The following is a 15,201-nucleotide window of genomic DNA, read 5'->3' as shown; positions in this document are numbered from 1 at the left end:
GACCAGAGCCGAGGTTAGTGTATGGCGCAGGCCAAGTCCCAGTTCGGCTATCGACGCCACCCCGATCAGGATCGTTCCGGCCAGAGCCCGGCCGAGCACGCGGTCGTGGTCGTCGGTGCGGGCCCGGTCGGGCTGTCGCTTGCGATCGATCTTGCTCAACGCGGCCAGCGTGTCGTCCTCCTGGATGATGCCGATCGTATCGGCGAGGGCTCCCGCGCGATCTGCTTCTCGAAGCGCTCGCTGGAATATTGGGACCGGCTCGGCGTCGGCGACCGCATGGTCGACAAGGGGGTGGTGTGGAGCGTCGGCCGCATCTTCCACGGCGAATCCCAACTTTACCAGTTCAATCTCCTGCCGGAGAACGGCCACAAGCGGCCGGCCTTCATCAATCTCCAGCAATATTACGCCGAGGCCTATCTGGTTGATCGCATCGACGATCTGCCCGAGATCGACCTGCGCTGGCGCAACAAGGTGACGGCGCTCGAGCAACGCAACGGTTCCGTCGCGTTGACGATCGAGACGCCCGAGGGCGCCTACCGCGTGCTCGCCCAATATGTCGTCGCCTGCGACGGCGCGCGCTCCTCGCTGCGGCAGATGGTCGGCGCCGAGTTCGCCGGGCAGGTGTTCGAGGATCAGTTCCTCATTGCCGACGTCAAGATGACTGCGGAATTCCCGACCGAGCGCTGGTTCTGGTTCGATCCGCCGTTCCATGCCGGGCGTTCGGCGCTGCTGCACCGGCAGCCCGACGATGTCTGGCGCATCGACCTCCAGCTCAACCGCTACGCTGATCCCGTCGTCGAGAAGAAGCCCGAGAACGTGCGGCCGCGGATCGCGCGCATGCTCGGCCACGACAAATTCGCGTTCGAGTGGATCTCGCTCTACAAATTCCAGTGCCGGCGGATGGACCGCTTCATCCATGGTCGTGTGGTCTTTGCCGGCGATTCCGCGCATCAGGTCTCGCCCTTCGGCGCCCGCGGCGCCAATTCCGGGCTCGAAGACGCGGAGAATCTGTCCTGGAAGCTCGACCGTGTGCTGCGCGGCAGATCGCCCGCGAGCCTGCTGGAGAGCTATCATCTCGAGCGCAGCATGGCGGCCGACGAGAACATTCGCGAATCCACCCGCTCGACCGACTTCATGGCGCCGAACTCGCACCAGGAGGCGCGGCTGCGCAAGGCGGTGCTGTCGCTGGCGAAGGAGACCGAGTTCGGCAAGCGCATGGTCAATGGCGGCCGGCTTTCGGTGCCATGCAGCTATGATTCCCCCTTGTCCTCGCTCGACGCGGATACGTGGCACGGCGGACCGTCGCCCGGCCGTTCCATGCTCGACGCTCCCGTCACGACGCCGGCCGGCGAGCAGATCTATCTGACGGATGCCTTCCGCAAGGGTGGAACGGACTTCACCCTGCTGTCGTTCAGCAATGGTACGGCCATCGATGCGCCCGATGGCGTCAAGGGCATCCGCATCGGCGGTGAGGGCGGGTTCGCCGATCCCTCGGGCTTGGTCGCGAAGCGCTACGGCGCCGAACCGGGCGCCGCCTATCTGCTGAGGCCGGATGGTTATGTCGCGGCGCGTTTCCGCCATCCGGCGCGTGCGGCGATCGCGGCAGCGCTGGTGCGTGCCGAAGGCTTGTATTGAGGTTCGCATGCCGCTTTCCACCAGCTCCAACTTCGCACGCCCCGACGACGCCTTCCGCGCCATCGTCGAGGCGCATCGCGGTCTCACCGATGAGCAGAGCGCCGATTTCGACGCGGCGCTGGTGCTGATCCTCGCCAACCATATCGGCGATATCGACGTGCTGCGCGAGGCGATCGGGCTGGCGAAGCGCCGCATGATCGACGGCCAACAGCAACAACAGCAGCAACAATAACCCGGTGACTTGAAGGACGAATTGATGGCGAAGAACTTCGCATCCACTGGCGATCTCTCCGAGAAGAAGATCACCTTCTCCGAGATCGGTACGGATCTCTATGCCTTCACCGCCGAGGGCGATCCCAACACCGCCGTCATCGTCGGCGACGATGGCTGCCTCGTGTTCGACGCGCAGGCGACACCCGCGATGGCGAACAAGGTGATCGAGCGCGTGCGCGCAGTCACCGACAAGCCGATCAAATATGTCGTGCTGTCGCACTATCACGCCGTGCGCGTGCTTGGCGCCTCCGCCTACAAGGCGCAAGGCATCGTTGCCTCGCAGGAGACCTATCGGCTGATCGCGGAGCGTGGCAAGCAGGATTGGGATTCCGAATACGGCCGCTTCCCGCGGCTGTTCCAGGATGCGCAGAGCATTCCCGGCCTGACCTGGCCGACGCTGACCTTCGAAGGCGAGATGACGATCTATCTCGGCAAGCGCGAGGTGCGCCTGATGCAGCTGGGCGCCGGCCACACCTCCGGCGACATCGTCGCCTGGGTGCCGGATGCCGAGGCGATGTTCTCCGGCGACCTCATCGAATATCACTCGGCCTGCTACTGCGGCGATGCGCATTTGCGCGAATGGCCGATGACGCTGAACGAGATCCGCAACTTCAATCCCAAGGCGATCGCGCCGGGCCGCGGCGATGCGCTGAAGGGCACGGCCACGGTGCGCGAGGCCATCGCGATGACGCGCGACTTCGTCACCTCGCTCTACGGCGCGGCCGAAATCTCCGTTGCCCGGGGTCGCACGCTGAAGGAATCGATGGCGGCGACCCGTGAGGTGATGGATCCGAAATTTTCCAGCTTCGCGATCTACGAGCACTGCCTGCCGTTCAACGTGTCGCGCGCCTATGACGAGGCGTCGGGGATCGACGACCCCGTGATCTGGACCGACAAGCGCGACCAGGAAATGTGGGCTGCCTTGCAAGGAGGAGGATAGTCATGAACATCAATACCTCGCCTGACCAGATCATCCGCAGCTCGGCCCAGGTGACGCCGGGCTACATGTCCGGCTTCGGCAACAGCTTTGAGACCGAGGCACTGCCGGGCACGCTGCCGATCGGCCGCAACTCGCCGCAGCGCTGCGCCTACGGGCTCTATGCCGAGCAGCTCTCCGGCTCGCCCTTCACCGCGCCGCGCGGCAGCAATGAGCGCTCCTGGCTCTATCGCATCCGCCCTTCCGTGAAGCATTCCGGCCGCTTCGAGAAGGTCGACGCCGGCCTGTGGCGTTCGGCGCCGTGCCATGAATCCGGCCTGCCGATCGCGCAGCTGCGCTGGGACCCGACGCCGCTTCCGAAGGATGAGGTAACCTTCGTTCAGGGCGTGCAGACCATGACGACGGCTGGTGACGTGAATACCCAGGCCGGCATGGCCGCACATGTCTACCTCATCACCAAGTCGATGGTGGATCAGCATTTCTACGATGCCGACGGCGAGCTGATGTTCGTGCTCCAGCAGGGCAATCTTCGCGTTGTCACCGAGTTCGGTCGCATCGATGCCGAGCCGGGCGAGATCGTGGTGATCCCGCGCGGCGTCAAGTTCCGCGTCGAGATTCCGAATGGCCCGGCGCGGGGCTATCTCTGCGAAAATTACGGTGGTGCCTTCACCCTGCCGGAGCGCGGCCCGATCGGCGCTAACTGCCTTGCCAACGCGCGCGACTTCCTGACGCCGGTTGCGAACTACGAGGACAAGGACACGCCTACGGAACTGTTCGTGAAGTGGGGCGGTTCGCTGTTCAAGACCACGCTGCCGCATTCGCCGATCGACGTCGTCGCCTGGCACGGCAATTACGCGCCGTACAAATATAATCTGCGCGCCTTCTCTCCCGTCGGCGCGATCGGCTTCGACCATCCCGATCCATCGATCTTCACGGTGCTGACCTCACCGTCGGAGACCGCGGGCACCGCGAACATCGACTTCGTGATCTTCCCCGAGCGCTGGATGGTCGCGGAGAACACCTTCCGTCCGCCCTGGTACCACATGAACATCATGAGCGAGTTCATGGGCCTGATCTACGGCGTCTACGATGCCAAGCCGCAGGGCTTCGTCCCCGGGGGCATGAGCCTGCACAATTGCATGCTGCCGCATGGCCCGGACCGCGACGCCTTCGAGCACGCCAGCAATGGCGAGCTGAAGCCGGTGAAGCTGACGGGCACCATGGCCTTCATGTTCGAGACCCGCTATCCGCAGCGCGTCACCGCGCATGCGGCGAAGGCGTCCACGCTGCAGGACGATTACGCGGATTGCTGGAAGGGCCTGGAGAAGAAGTTCGATCCTAACCGGCCGTGACGGTCGCGCCCTCTCCCCTTGTGGGAGAGGGTGGCTCGCCGCGTAGCGGCGAGACGGGTGAGGGGGTCTCTCCGCGAGTGGACCTCTCTCATTCTGGATTCGCGGATAGAACCCCTCATCCGGCGCTTCGCGCCACCTTCTCCCACAAGAGGAGAAGGAAGAAAGGACCGGGCCAGACGTGACGACACACCCCAACGACCCCAGCCTCCGCTCCTTCATCGACGTCGATCCGGCCTCGGACTTCCCGATCCAGAACCTGCCCTATGGCGTGTTCTCGGCGAATGGATTGGCGCCGCGCGTTGGTGTCGCCATCGGCGCCTACATTCTTGATCTGTGGGAGCTCGAGCAGGATGGCCGCCTCGATGTCGGGCAGCCGGGGACCTTTGCGGCAGGCAGCCTGAATCCGTTCATGTCGTTGGGCCCGAAGGTGTGGTCGACGACCCGCGCGCGGATCAGCGAGCTCTTGCGGCACGACAATCCCGAATTGCGCGACAATGACGAGTTGCGCAAGCTGGCCCTGGTTCCGATGTCGGCTGCCAAACTGCATCTGCCCTTCACCGTCTCCGGCTACACCGACTTCTACTCCTCGAAAGAGCACGCCACCAATGTCGGCGTGATGTTCCGCGGCAAGGACAATGCGCTGCAGCCGAACTGGCTGCACATGCCGATCGCCTATAACGGCCGTGCCTCCACGGTCGTGGTCTCCGGTACTCAAGTGAAGCGGCCTCGCGGGCAACTGAAACCACCGAATGTGGACGTGCCGAGCTTCGGGCCGTGCAAGCGGCTCGATTTCGAGCTGGAGATGGGCGTCGTCATCGGCCAGCCCTCGCCGATGGGCGGCATGCTCACGGAGCAACAGGCCGAGGAGATGATCTTCGGTTTCGTGCTGCTCAACGACTGGAGTGCGCGCGACATCCAGCAATGGGAATATGTGCCGCTCGGGCCGTTTCTCGCCAAGGCGTTCGCGACTTCGATCAGCCCCTGGGTGGTGACGCGCGAGGCGCTGGAGCCGTTCCGGCTGAAGGGGCCGGAGCAGGAGCCGGTGCCGCTCGACTATCTCAAGCAGACCAAGCCGCAGAACTACGACATCTCGCTCGACGTGTCCCTGCGCGCTGCGGGTGCCAATGCACCTGCCGGCATCAGCCGCACCAATTTCAAGCACATGTACTGGTCCTCGGTGCAGCAGCTCATGCACCACGCTTCCAGCGGCTGCGCCATGAATGTCGGCGATCTCCTCGGCAGCGGCACCATCTCCGGTCCTGAGAAGGACCAGCGTGGCAGCTTGCTCGAGATCAGCTGGAACGGCACCGAGCCGGTCGAGCTGCCCGGCGGCGCCAAGCGCTCATTCCTGGAAGACGGCGACAGCCTCGTGATGCGCGGCTGGTGCCAGGGCAACGGCTATCGTGTCGGCTTCGGCGAGGTCGAGGGGACGATTCTGCCGGCGGAATGACGGGCTCTGCGATTAGCGATCTTCGGGTCGAACGTCCTTGATCCGCGCGCAATGCGCCGCGACATCCTCTACGCTGTACTTCAGATGCACCCGCTTGTCGGACGGCGCCTGCTTCGCTGTGCACACGCCCGGCCGCCATTCCTGCGCCGGCCTGATCGGGCGTGGGGCAAAGCCGCCGCCGCAATTCGGGCAGACGTTGAACAGCTTGGTCTCGACGCAATCCGCGCAGAACGTGCATTCATAGGAGCAGATCCGCGCGTCAGTTGCGCTCGGCGGCAGGTCGCGGTCGCAAAATTCGCAGTTCGGCCGAAGCTGGAGGGCCATGTCGAATCTCCGCACGTGGAGCCGGATCATCGCAGATCGCGTAGCCAGCGCGAATGCCATAGTTCCCTCGATTTCAGCCGGCCCTGATCTCCTTGAGCGGGAGTCGTGAGCTTTCCTTGAGCCTGTCGAGCACGATCGAGGAGCGTACATGTGCCACGCTCTGGTGCGGCATCAAGACGTCGTTGACGAGATTTGAGAGGCCCTTGAGGTCGCGCAGCACGGCTTTCAACACATAGTCGGCATCGCCCGTGAGCGAATACGCCTCCTGGATCTCGTCGATCCGGTTCACCAGCGCGCGAAAACGCTTGGAATTGTCCGGGGAGTGGGTCGCGAGCCCCACCTGGATGAAGGCGATCACGCCGAAGCCGAGTGCCTCGCTGGAGAGGTCGGCATGATAGCCCGCGATCACCTTCTCCTCCTCCAGCCGCATCCGCCGCCGCGAGCATTGCGAGGCGGAGAGGCCCGCGAGATCGGCGAGCTCCTGGTTGGTGAGGCGGCCGTCGTCCTGGAGTGCGCCCAGGATCTTGAGGTCAAAGGCGTCCACAGGAATCATGCGTCAATTGTCCATTTCTTGCACAAAGTGTGCATAGAGTAGCGAATTTACGCCCCGTTTGCACGCCTCTTGCGCGCCCTATGAAGGATAGTTCCTCCCGGCAGCAAATTGGGAGAGCAGCATGGGTCCGTTTCCGCACGATGCACCGCCGGCCACGATCAGCGCCGACAATCCGATGGGCACCGACGGATTCGAGTTCGTCGAATATGCGCATCCCGATCCGGAACAGTTGCACGCGCTGTTCAAGCTGATGGGCTATGCGCCCGTCGCGCGCCACAGGACCAAGAAGATCACGGTCTATCGCCAGGGCGACATCAACTATCTCGTCAACGAGCAGCCCGGCACCCACGGCTACGAGTTCGTCGCCGCGCATGGCCCCTGTGCGCCGTCGATGGCCTTTCGCGTCGTCGACGCGAAGGCGGCCTATGACCGCGCGATTTCGCTCGGCGCCGAACCTGCCGATGTGCCATCGGCCCAGAAGACTCTCGACGTCCCCGCCATCAAGGGGATCGGCGGCAGCCTGCTTTATCTCGTCGACCGCTACGGCGCCAATGGCTCGGCCTATGATGCCGAGTTCGAATGGCTCGGCGCACGCGATTCCAAGCCGGTCGGCGCCGGCCTGTTCTATCTCGACCATCTCACCCACAACGTCCATCGCGGCCGCATGGACGTCTGGGCCGGCTTCTATGAGAAGCTGTTCAACTTCCGCCAGATTCGCTTCTTCGACATCGAGGGCCGCGCCTCCGGCCTGTTCTCGCGCGCGCTGACGAGCCCGGACGGCAAGATCAGGATTCCGATCAACGAGGACGCCGGTGAGTCCGGTCAGATCGAGGAATATCTCAAGACCTATCGCGGCGAGGGCATCCAGCACATCGCCTGCGGCTGCCGCGACATCTACCGCACCATCGAAGACCTGCGCGAAGCCGGCCTGCCGTTCATGCCGTCGCCGCCCGACACCTATTTCGAGAAGATCGACACGCGCCTGCCCAAGCATGGCGAGGACGTCGCACGGCTCAAGAAGAACGGCATCCTGATCGACGGCGAGGGCGTGGTCGAGGGCGGCCAGACCAAGGTGCTGCTGCAGATCTTCTCGGCCAACGCGATCGGCCCGATCTTCTTCGAGTTCATCCAGCGCAAGGGCGACGACGGTTTCGGCGAGGGCAATTTCAAGGCCCTGTTCGAATCGATCGAAGAGGACCAGATCCGGCGCGGCGTGTTGAAGGTGGACGCGGCGTAGGCGCGGCTCGAGTTAGGCGCAAGCCGTCCCCACATCATCGGTGTCGTCCCGGACAAGCGTAAGCGCCGATCCGGGACCCATACCCCTAGGACCGCGTCGTAGAGCGAGCCGGTAACCCCGAGTCTTCGCCAAACCACTCCCTGGGGCTATGGGTCCCGGATCGGCGCGCGCTTATGGCGCGCTTGTCCGGGACGACAGCGGAGAGTGGGGCGACAGCAGAGAGCCTAACGTCCCGCCCACGCCTGCATCACCGCGGCGATCTCCGCCGGCTCCGGCTCGCGCACCGTCGAGGGCGTGCGCGAGAAGCGCGGTGCCGGTGCAGGCTGCTTCACGCCGTGGCGTTCGATGAACACGTTGCGCGCGACCATGTGCGGATGCTCCGTAGCCTCCGACATGGTCAGCACCGGCGCGAAGCAGATGTCGGTGCCTTCCATGATCTTGCACCAGTCCTCGCGCGTCTTGCTCTTGAACACCGTCTTGAGCTTTTCCTTCAGCGCGGGCCAGGCCTTGGGATCCATCTGCGCGTCGAAATCGGCGTCGGTGAGCCCGGCATGCTCGCGCAGCAGCGCGTAGAATTGCGGCTCGATCGAGCCGATCGAGACGAAATGGCCACAGGCGCATTCATAGACGCCATAGAAATGCGCACCGCCATCGAGGAAGTTCTGGTTGCGTCCCTCGGACCAGCGTCCCATTGCGGTCATGTCGAAGAAGAACGACATCAGCGATGCCGCGCCGTCGCACATGGCGGCATCGACGACCTGGCCTTTGCCGGATTTCTGCGCCTCCAGGAGCGCTGCGAGCACCCCAACCACGAGATAGAGCGCGCCGCCCCCGAAATCGCCGACCAGGTTGAGCGGTGGCACCGGTGCTTCCGCGGTACCGATCGCGGCGAGTGCGCCGGTGATGGAGATGTAGTTGATGTCGTGGCCGGCGGCATTCGCGAGCGGGCCTTCCTGGCCCCAGCCGGTCATGCGGCCATAGACCAGCTTTGGATTGCGCGCGAGCACCACGTCGGGCCCGAGGCCGAGCCGCTCCATCACGCCGGGACGGAAGCCCTCGACCAGGGCATCGGCGCTGGCAAGCAGGTCGAGCACCTGTGCAATCGCGGCCTTGTCCTTGAGGTCGAGCTCGATCACCTTGCGGCCGCGGCCGGCGACCGACTTCGTGCTTTTCTTCGCGCCGATCCGGTCGAGCGTGACGACGTCGGCGCCCATGTCGGCCAGCATCATGCAGGCGAACGGACCAGGTCCGATGCCGGCGAATTCGACGATGCGGAAGCCCGAGAGCGGGCCGGAGGTGCGGACGGATGAGGTGGGGGCTGATTTATCGAGCACGTTGTTGTTTCCTCGGGGTCGCGAGCAAATGCCGGTGGTCCGGCATCGCTTCCGACGTTCCTCTGTGGGCGAGTTAATTGACTGATTAACTTTTCTCGCCTTCACGTCAGCGAGGCAAGCGGTTTTCATGCCGCACGGCCAAATAAAAACGGCGCGCACCGAAGTGCGCGCCGCGGAAAATTTGCGTGGAGGCGCTATCAGCGAGCGGCGGCGACCGCGCGCTGCGCCATCACCTTGACGAGATTGGCGCGGTACTCGGCCGTGCCGTGGATATCGGCCAGCAATCCGCTCGCCGAAATCGTCACGTTGTCGATCGCCGAGGGCGACCAGTTCGCCTTCAGCGCGGCCTCGATCGAAGGCACCCGCATCACGCCACTCTGTGAGGCGCCGGTCGCGGCAACCCGAACCTCACCCGATTTGGTCTGCGCCACGAACACGCCGGTCAGCGCAAAGCGCGAGGCCGGGTGCCGCATCTTTTCGTAGCCTGCCTTCGCCGGCACCGGGAATGACGCGGCGGTGATGATCTCGCCGTCTTCGAGCGCCGTGGTAAACAGGCCCTTGAAGAAGTCATCCGCCGAGATCGACCGCTTGTTGGTCTTCACGGTGGCGCTGAGCGCGAGCAGCGCGGCCGGGAAATCCGCGGCAGGATCGTTGTTGGCGATCGAGCCGCCGATCGTGCCGCGGTAGCGCACGGCGGGGTCGCCCAGCACCGAGGTGAGATAGGCGATCGCGGGTATTGCCTTCTTCACGTCGGCATTCGTCATGATGTCGTAGTAGGTGGTGGCGGCCTTGATGGTCAGCACGTCGCCCGACAGCTCGACACCCTGCAGCTCCTTGATCCTGCCGAGGTCGATGACGTCCGACGGTGCGGCAAGGCGCTGCTTCATCACCGGCAGCAGGGTCTGGCCGCCGGCGAGGAATTTCGCCTCGCTTCCTTTGGCGAACAGGCTGGCGGCTTCGTCGACCGAGGAGGCGCGATGATAGGTGGTCTGGTACATCTTGGTTGCTCCTGAAATCTCTTCTCTGTCATTCCGGGATGCGCCATAGGCGCAGACCCGGAATCTCGAGGTTGAATTCGTGGCTCCAGATTCCGGGTTCGACGCTGCGCGTCGCCCCGGAATGACGACGATGGTCGGCTAGGCCGCGTGGATCGTGCGCCACACCCGGTCCGGGGTTGCGGGCATTTCCAGAGTGTTCTTGCCGATCGCGTCCGTGATCGCGTTGATCACGGCCGCTGACGCGCCGATCGCGCCGGCCTCGCCGCACCCCTTAATGCCGAGCGGATTGCCCGGACAGAGCGTCGTGGTGTGGGAGAGGTTGAACGACGGAACATCGTCGGCGCGCGGCATGGCGTAATCCATGAACGAGGCCGTGACCGGCTGGCCGTTGGAATCGTAGATGGCGTGCTCGAGCAGTGCCTGCCCGATGCCCTGCACAAGGCCGCCATGGACCTGGCCCTCGACGATCATCGGGTTGATCAGCCGGCCGAAATCGTCAGCCGCGACGAAGTTGACGAAGGAGGTCTTGCCGGTGCCGGGATCGACCTCGAGCTCGCAGATATAGGCGCCGGCCGGGAAGGTGAAGTTGGTCGGGTCGTAGAAGGCGCTCTCCTTCAGGCCCGGCTCCATCCCATCAGGCAGATTGTGTGCGGTGTAGGCCGCGAGCGCGACCATCGGGAAGGCGATCGCCTTGTCGGTGCCTGCCACCTTGAACTCGCCGTTCTCGATCACGATGTCGCCCTCGGACGCCTCCAGCGCATGCGCGGCGATCTTCTTGGCTTTGGACTCCATCTTCTCCATCGCCTTCAGGATGGCAGTGAGGCCGACGGCCGCGGAGCGCGAGCCGTAGGTGCCCATGCCGAACTGCACCTTGTCGGTGTCGCCATGGACGATCGAGACCTGGCTGATGGGAACGCCGAGGCGCTCCGCGACGAGCTGGCAGAAGGTGGTCTCGTGACCCTGGCCGTGGCTGTGCGATCCCGTGAGGATCTCGATGGTGCCGACCGGGTTGACGCGCACCTCGGCCGATTCCCACAGGCCGACGCCGGCGCCCAGGCTGCCGACCGCCTTCGACGGCGCGATGCCGCACGCCTCGATGTAGCAGGACACGCCGATACCGCGCAGCTTGCCGTCGGCTTTCGCCTTGGCCTTGCGGGCGGGGAAGCCGGCATAGTCGATCGCTTTCATCGCGGCATCGAGCGAAGCGTTGAAGTCGCCGGTGTCGTAGGCCATGATGACAGGCGTCTGGTGCGGAAATTGGGTGATGAAGTTGCTCCGGCGCAGCTCCGCCGGGTCCACCTTCAACTGCCGCGCCGCCGTTTCCATCAGCCGCTCGATCAGATAGCTCGCCTCAGGGCGGCCCGCGCCGCGATAGGCGTCGACCGGCGTGGTGTTGGTGTAGACGCCGATCACCTCGGCATGGATCGCCGGGATGTTGTACTGGCCCGACAGCAGCGTCGCGTAGAGGTAGGTCGGCACCGAGGACGAGAACAGCGACATGTAGGCGCCGAAATTGGCGTAGGTCTTCACCTTCAAGCCGATGATCTTGTTGTTGGCGTCGAAGGCCATCTCGGCATGGGTGATGTGGTCGCGGCCATGCGCGTCGGTGAGGAAGGCTTCGGTGCGATCACCCGTCCATTTCACGGGACGCTCGACCTTCTTGGATGCCCACAGCGCCACCATCTCCTCGGGATAGATGAAGATCTTGGAGCCGAAGCCGCCGCCGACATCGGGGGCGATCACGCGCAGCTTGTGCTCGGGCGCGATGTTGTAGAACGCCGACAGCACTAGGCGGGCGACGTGCGGGTTCTGCGAGGTCGTATATAGAGTGAAGTGCTCCTCCGCCGCGTCGTAACCGGCGATCGCCGCGCGCGGCTCCATCGCGTTCGGGGCGAGACGGTTGTTGGTGACGTCGAGCTTCACCACATTGGCAGCCTTGGCAAAGGCGGCATCGGTGGCACCCTCGTCGCCGATCACCCAGTCATAGACCTGGTTGCCGGGCGCTTCGGGGTGAAGCTGGGGCGCGCCGGCCTTGATGGCGGCTTGCATGTCGGCGACAGCGGGGAGCTCCTCGTAATCGACGACGACGGCTTCCGCCGCGTCGCGCGCGAGATTCTTGCTCTCGGCGATGACGACGGCAACGGCCTGGCCGACGAAGCGCACCGTCTCGGGCGCCATTGCCGGCCATGCGCCCATCTTCATCGGGCTGCCGTCCTTGGAGGTGATGGCCCAGCCGCAGATGAGGTTGCCGACCTTGTCGTCGACGAGCTGCTTGCCGGTGAGCACCGCGACCACGCCCGGCATCTTCAGCGCGGCGGAGGAGTCGATCCCCTTCACCTTGGCGTGCGCGTGCGGGCTGCGGACGAAATAGGCATGGGTCATGCCCGTCAGCTTGATGTCGTCGACGTAGCGGCCCTTGCCGGTAATGAAACGCTTGTCTTCCTTGCGCACGACGCGTGCGCCGATGCCTTCAACACCCATGTCTGGTCCTCCCGACCGGAATTTTTGTTGACCCGCGCTTTCCCTCGAAAGCGGGAGTGGTGATTTCTTGCTTCGCGACGGCCGCTCTACTCGGCCGCCTGCGCGACCTTCATGCGTCCGGCCGCATCCAGCACGGCTTTCACGATGTTGTGGTAGCCGGTGCAGCGGCAGATATTGCCCTCGAGCTCGTGGCGGACGGTCGCCTCGTCGAGCTGGCCACCATGGCGTTGCACGATGTCGATCGCGGACATGATCATACCCGGCGTGCAATAGCCGCATTGGAGGCCGTGATTGTCGCGGAAGGCAGCCTGCATCGGGTGCAGCTCGTCGCCCTTGGCGATGCCCTCGATCGTGGTGATACTGGCGCCATCGGCCTGCCCTGCCAGCATCGTGCAGGATTTCACAGCACGGCCATCCATGTGCACGACGCAAGCGCCGCACTGGCTGGTATCGCAGCCGACATGGGTCCCGGTGAGGTTGAGGTGATCGCGCAGGAGCTGGACCAGCAGCGTGCGGTCCTCGACATCGACAGCAACGGCCTTGCCGTTCACTGTCAGGTTGACTTTAGACACGGCATAGTCCTCCCGGGATTGATTTTGATTGCTTCTAATTAGAGACAGCGGCCCGGAACTTTGCAACTAGGATTTTGGTCGCCGGCGTCATTGAAAAGTCATTGATCCGGTTCGGCGCGCGAGGATTTGGGAGGCGAAGCAGCCGGGCTGGCGTGGGATGCCAGCAATCATCTCGATCCAGATCGGCCTTTGGCCGATGCGGCGATTATCGTGCAGGCCTGCCAAATTTACCGCCCCTTATCGATTCTGCCTTAGTTTTGCGCATCCAGGTCGGGGGGCGGGGCGCCTCCGGATCGCGGCTGAATTACAAATGGGGGTGGGAATGTCCGGGCGTATCGCGTCGCCGTCTAAGCGTACACTGTTTCCGGCTCTCAGGTTCCGCGCAAAGATCATTCTCGGCTTCGCCGCCGTGCTCGTGATTTCCGCCGGCAGCATGGCTTTCTCCTATTTCGGCTTCGAGCGGGTCGCCTCCGGGGTCGGGTCGTACCGCAGCAGCGTTTCCGAGGCCGATCTCGCCCGCAACATCGATCGCGAGCTGCTCGCCTATCGTTCGGCCGCCCGCTATTTCGTGGTGACCGGCAAGGAAGACGACGCCAAGGCGGCGCTGGATGCTGAAGGCAGCCTGAAGAACGCCATCGACCAGGCCGTGAAGGGCGCCAAGACGCCGGCGCGGCAGGAGAGCCTCGACAAGCTCGCCAAGGAGTTCTCCAACTTCTCCGCGACCTTCGCAAAGGTACTCAAGGCCAAGCGCGACAGTGCGCTGCTAGTGCAGAACCAGCTCAGCCGCAACGCCAACCTCTTGAAATACAAGCTTGACGATATCGGCAACAACGCCTCCGACTCCGAAGCGCAGGCGATCGAGTTCGGCACGAAGCAGGTCAACGCCCAGTTCCAGACTGCGAGTGCGGCGGCGACCAATTTCGTGCTGACCTCCGACCAGTCGATCGCCACCAGCGCGCTGGCGCGGCTGAAATTCGTCGAGAACTCGCTCGGTGCGATCTATTCCATGGACGACAAGGTCGTCGCGGGCCTGAAGGATGCCAAGGCTCTGCTCGGCGCCTATCGCGAAGCGCTGGAGAAGCTGATCGCCAACGCCAAGCTGGTCGATGATCTCGTCACCGAGATGAACGGCTCGGCCGGTGCGATCCTGCAAGGAGCGACCACCATGAAGGCCGACCTCCTCGCCGAGCAGCAGCGGCTGGATTCGGAGTCGGAGGCGACCATCGGGCGGACCGAGCAGCTGGTGCTGATGCTGGCCGTTGGCGGCACGCTGCTCGGCGCGGTCCTTGCTTTTCTGCTCGGCACCGGCATCTCGCGTCCGATGATCGCGATGTGCAAGGCGATGCGCGAGCTCGCATCGGGCAATTTCGACGTCGTGCTGCCGGGTCTCGGCCGCAAGGACGAGATCGGCGAGATGGCCGGTGCGGTCGAGGAGTTTAAGGTTCAGGCGGTCGCCAAGGCCGAGCGCGACGCCGCCGCCAGCGAGGTCCAGAACCGGGAGCAGGCCGCAAGCCGCCGCGCCGAGCTGATCCGCTTCGCCGACGATTTCGAGAGCGCGGTCGGCGCCATCGTCTCCAACGTCTCGGCCTCGGCCGTGCAGCTGGAATCGGCGGCCTCGACGCTGACCCGCACCGCCGAGACCACGCAGAGCCTGTCGAGCCAGGTCGCCGGCGTCTCCGAGCAGGCCTCCAGCAACATGCAGTCGGTCGCGACCGCGACGGAAGAGCTCTCGGCCTCGGTCGAGGAGATCGGCCGCCAGGTCCGCGATTCCAGCCGCATCGCGGAGGCTGCCGTGGTGCAGGCTAGGGAGACCGACGGCCGCATCGGCAAGCTGTCGCATGCCGCCCAGCAGATCGGCGAGGTGGTCAAGCTGATCACGGCGATCGCCGAGCAGACCAACCTTCTCGCGCTCAACGCCACCATCGAGGCCGCGCGTGCCGGCGAGGCCGGCCGCGGCTTCGCGGTGGTTGCGAGCGAAGTGAAGTCACTGGCGAGCCAGACCGCGAAGGCGACGGACGAGATCTCCTCGCACATCGCCGGCATGCAGGGGGCCAC

At 64.5% G+C, this 15,201-nt stretch carries 13 protein-coding genes; 7 read left to right on the top strand and 6 right to left on the bottom strand.

The annotated features are described in order from the left end of the window. The first annotated feature begins 21 nt into the window (after positions 1-21). From EDE08_RS36485 to fahA, 5 genes are all read left to right on the top strand, one after another. Entirely contained in the window at positions 22-1,635 is a 1,614-nt protein-coding gene (locus EDE08_RS36485) for an FAD-dependent oxidoreductase (protein WP_131874473.1), read from the top strand. 7 nt (positions 1,636-1,642) lie between these two features. After that, complete coding sequence (locus EDE08_RS36480; RefSeq protein WP_131874472.1) at positions 1,643-1,867, top strand: DUF2783 domain-containing protein; 225 nt, start codon at positions 1,643-1,645, stop codon at positions 1,865-1,867. 24 nt (positions 1,868-1,891) lie between these two features. Further along, the gene (locus EDE08_RS36475) at positions 1,892-2,848 is read left to right on the top strand and encodes an MBL fold metallo-hydrolase (RefSeq protein ID WP_131874471.1); all 957 of its coding nucleotides are present in this window, start codon (positions 1,892-1,894) and stop codon (positions 2,846-2,848) included. Between the two features lie 2 nt (positions 2,849-2,850). Next, positions 2,851-4,197 carry a homogentisate 1,2-dioxygenase gene (gene hmgA / locus EDE08_RS36470; protein WP_165936391.1) on the top strand — a complete coding sequence of 449 codons (1,347 nt, stop codon included), beginning with the start codon at positions 2,851-2,853 and terminating at the stop codon, positions 4,195-4,197. 178 nt (positions 4,198-4,375) lie between these two features. Beyond that, on the top strand, positions 4,376-5,647 hold the full coding sequence (gene fahA, locus EDE08_RS36465) for a fumarylacetoacetase (protein WP_131874469.1): 1,272 nt from the start codon (positions 4,376-4,378) through the stop codon (positions 5,645-5,647). A 12-nt stretch (positions 5,648-5,659) separates the two neighbouring features. On the opposite strand, the gene EDE08_RS36460 is transcribed toward fahA, so the two are convergent. Then, positions 5,660-5,971 (bottom strand): DUF1272 domain-containing protein, encoded by a 312-nt coding sequence (locus tag EDE08_RS36460; protein ID WP_131874468.1) that lies wholly within the window; start codon positions 5,969-5,971, stop codon positions 5,660-5,662. 73 nt (positions 5,972-6,044) lie between these two features. Continuing rightward, the gene (locus EDE08_RS36455; protein WP_028178776.1) at positions 6,045-6,524 is read right to left on the bottom strand and encodes an Lrp/AsnC family transcriptional regulator; all 480 of its coding nucleotides are present in this window, start codon (positions 6,522-6,524) and stop codon (positions 6,045-6,047) included. A gap of 121 nt (positions 6,525-6,645) precedes the next feature. Here EDE08_RS36455 and hppD point away from each other — a divergent pair, with 121 nt between their 5' ends. After that, positions 6,646-7,761: a 4-hydroxyphenylpyruvate dioxygenase gene (hppD, locus tag EDE08_RS36450; RefSeq protein WP_131874467.1), complete on the top strand. Its 1,116-nt coding sequence runs from the start codon at positions 6,646-6,648 to the stop codon at positions 7,759-7,761. Positions 7,762-7,985: 224 nt separating this feature from the next. Here the strand turns inward: hppD and EDE08_RS36445 are convergent, their stop codons facing one another. The 4 genes from EDE08_RS36445 to EDE08_RS36430 all read right to left on the bottom strand — a co-directional run bounded on the left by EDE08_RS36445 (position 7,986) and on the right by EDE08_RS36430 (position 13,146). Beyond that, complete coding sequence (locus tag EDE08_RS36445) at positions 7,986-9,095, bottom strand: CaiB/BaiF CoA transferase family protein (RefSeq protein WP_131874466.1); 1,110 nt, start codon at positions 9,093-9,095, stop codon at positions 7,986-7,988. 197 nt (positions 9,096-9,292) lie between these two features. Continuing rightward, positions 9,293-10,093 carry an FAD binding domain-containing protein gene (locus tag EDE08_RS36440; protein ID WP_131874465.1) on the bottom strand — a complete coding sequence of 267 codons (801 nt, stop codon included), beginning with the start codon at positions 10,091-10,093 and terminating at the stop codon, positions 9,293-9,295. Between the two features lie 138 nt (positions 10,094-10,231). Then, complete coding sequence (locus EDE08_RS36435) at positions 10,232-12,574, bottom strand: xanthine dehydrogenase family protein molybdopterin-binding subunit (protein ID WP_131874464.1); 2,343 nt, start codon at positions 12,572-12,574, stop codon at positions 10,232-10,234. An 86-nt stretch (positions 12,575-12,660) separates the two neighbouring features. Next, positions 12,661-13,146, bottom strand: a complete 486-nt coding sequence (locus tag EDE08_RS36430; protein WP_131874463.1) for a (2Fe-2S)-binding protein — start codon at positions 13,144-13,146, stop codon at positions 12,661-12,663. A 322-nt stretch (positions 13,147-13,468) separates the two neighbouring features. Here EDE08_RS36430 and EDE08_RS36425 point away from each other — a divergent pair. Beyond that, positions 13,469-15,201 (top strand): methyl-accepting chemotaxis protein (locus tag EDE08_RS36425; RefSeq protein WP_131874462.1); only part of this gene is annotated, 1,733 nt, incomplete at its 3' end.

The sequence above is a fragment of the Bradyrhizobium sp. R2.2-H genome, assembly GCF_004346455.1.
Lineage (GTDB): Bacteria > Pseudomonadota > Alphaproteobacteria > Rhizobiales > Xanthobacteraceae > Bradyrhizobium > Bradyrhizobium diversitatis.
This window is presented reverse-complemented; position numbering and strand designations above follow the sequence as displayed.

Excerpts from the sequence above, each read along its gene's own strand:
- EDE08_RS36485 (WP_131874473.1), top strand. The coding sequence starts at position 22 with ATGGCGCAGGCCAAGTCCCAGTTCGGCTATCGACGCCACCCCGATCAG.
- EDE08_RS36480 (WP_131874472.1), top strand. The coding sequence starts at position 1,643 with ATGCCGCTTTCCACCAGCTCCAACTTCGCACGCCCCGACGACGCCTTC.
- EDE08_RS36475 (WP_131874471.1), top strand. The coding sequence starts at position 1,892 with ATGGCGAAGAACTTCGCATCCACTGGCGATCTCTCCGAGAAGAAGATC.
- hmgA (WP_165936391.1), top strand. The coding sequence starts at position 2,851 with ATGAACATCAATACCTCGCCTGACCAGATCATCCGCAGCTCGGCCCAG.
- EDE08_RS36460 (WP_131874468.1), bottom strand. The coding sequence starts at position 5,971 with ATGGCCCTCCAGCTTCGGCCGAACTGCGAATTTTGCGACCGCGACCTG.
- EDE08_RS36455 (WP_028178776.1), bottom strand. The coding sequence starts at position 6,524 with ATGATTCCTGTGGACGCCTTTGACCTCAAGATCCTGGGCGCACTCCAG.
- hppD (WP_131874467.1), top strand. The coding sequence starts at position 6,646 with ATGGGTCCGTTTCCGCACGATGCACCGCCGGCCACGATCAGCGCCGAC.
- EDE08_RS36440 (WP_131874465.1), bottom strand. The coding sequence starts at position 10,093 with ATGTACCAGACCACCTATCATCGCGCCTCCTCGGTCGACGAAGCCGCC.
- EDE08_RS36435 (WP_131874464.1), bottom strand. The coding sequence starts at position 12,574 with ATGGGTGTTGAAGGCATCGGCGCACGCGTCGTGCGCAAGGAAGACAAG.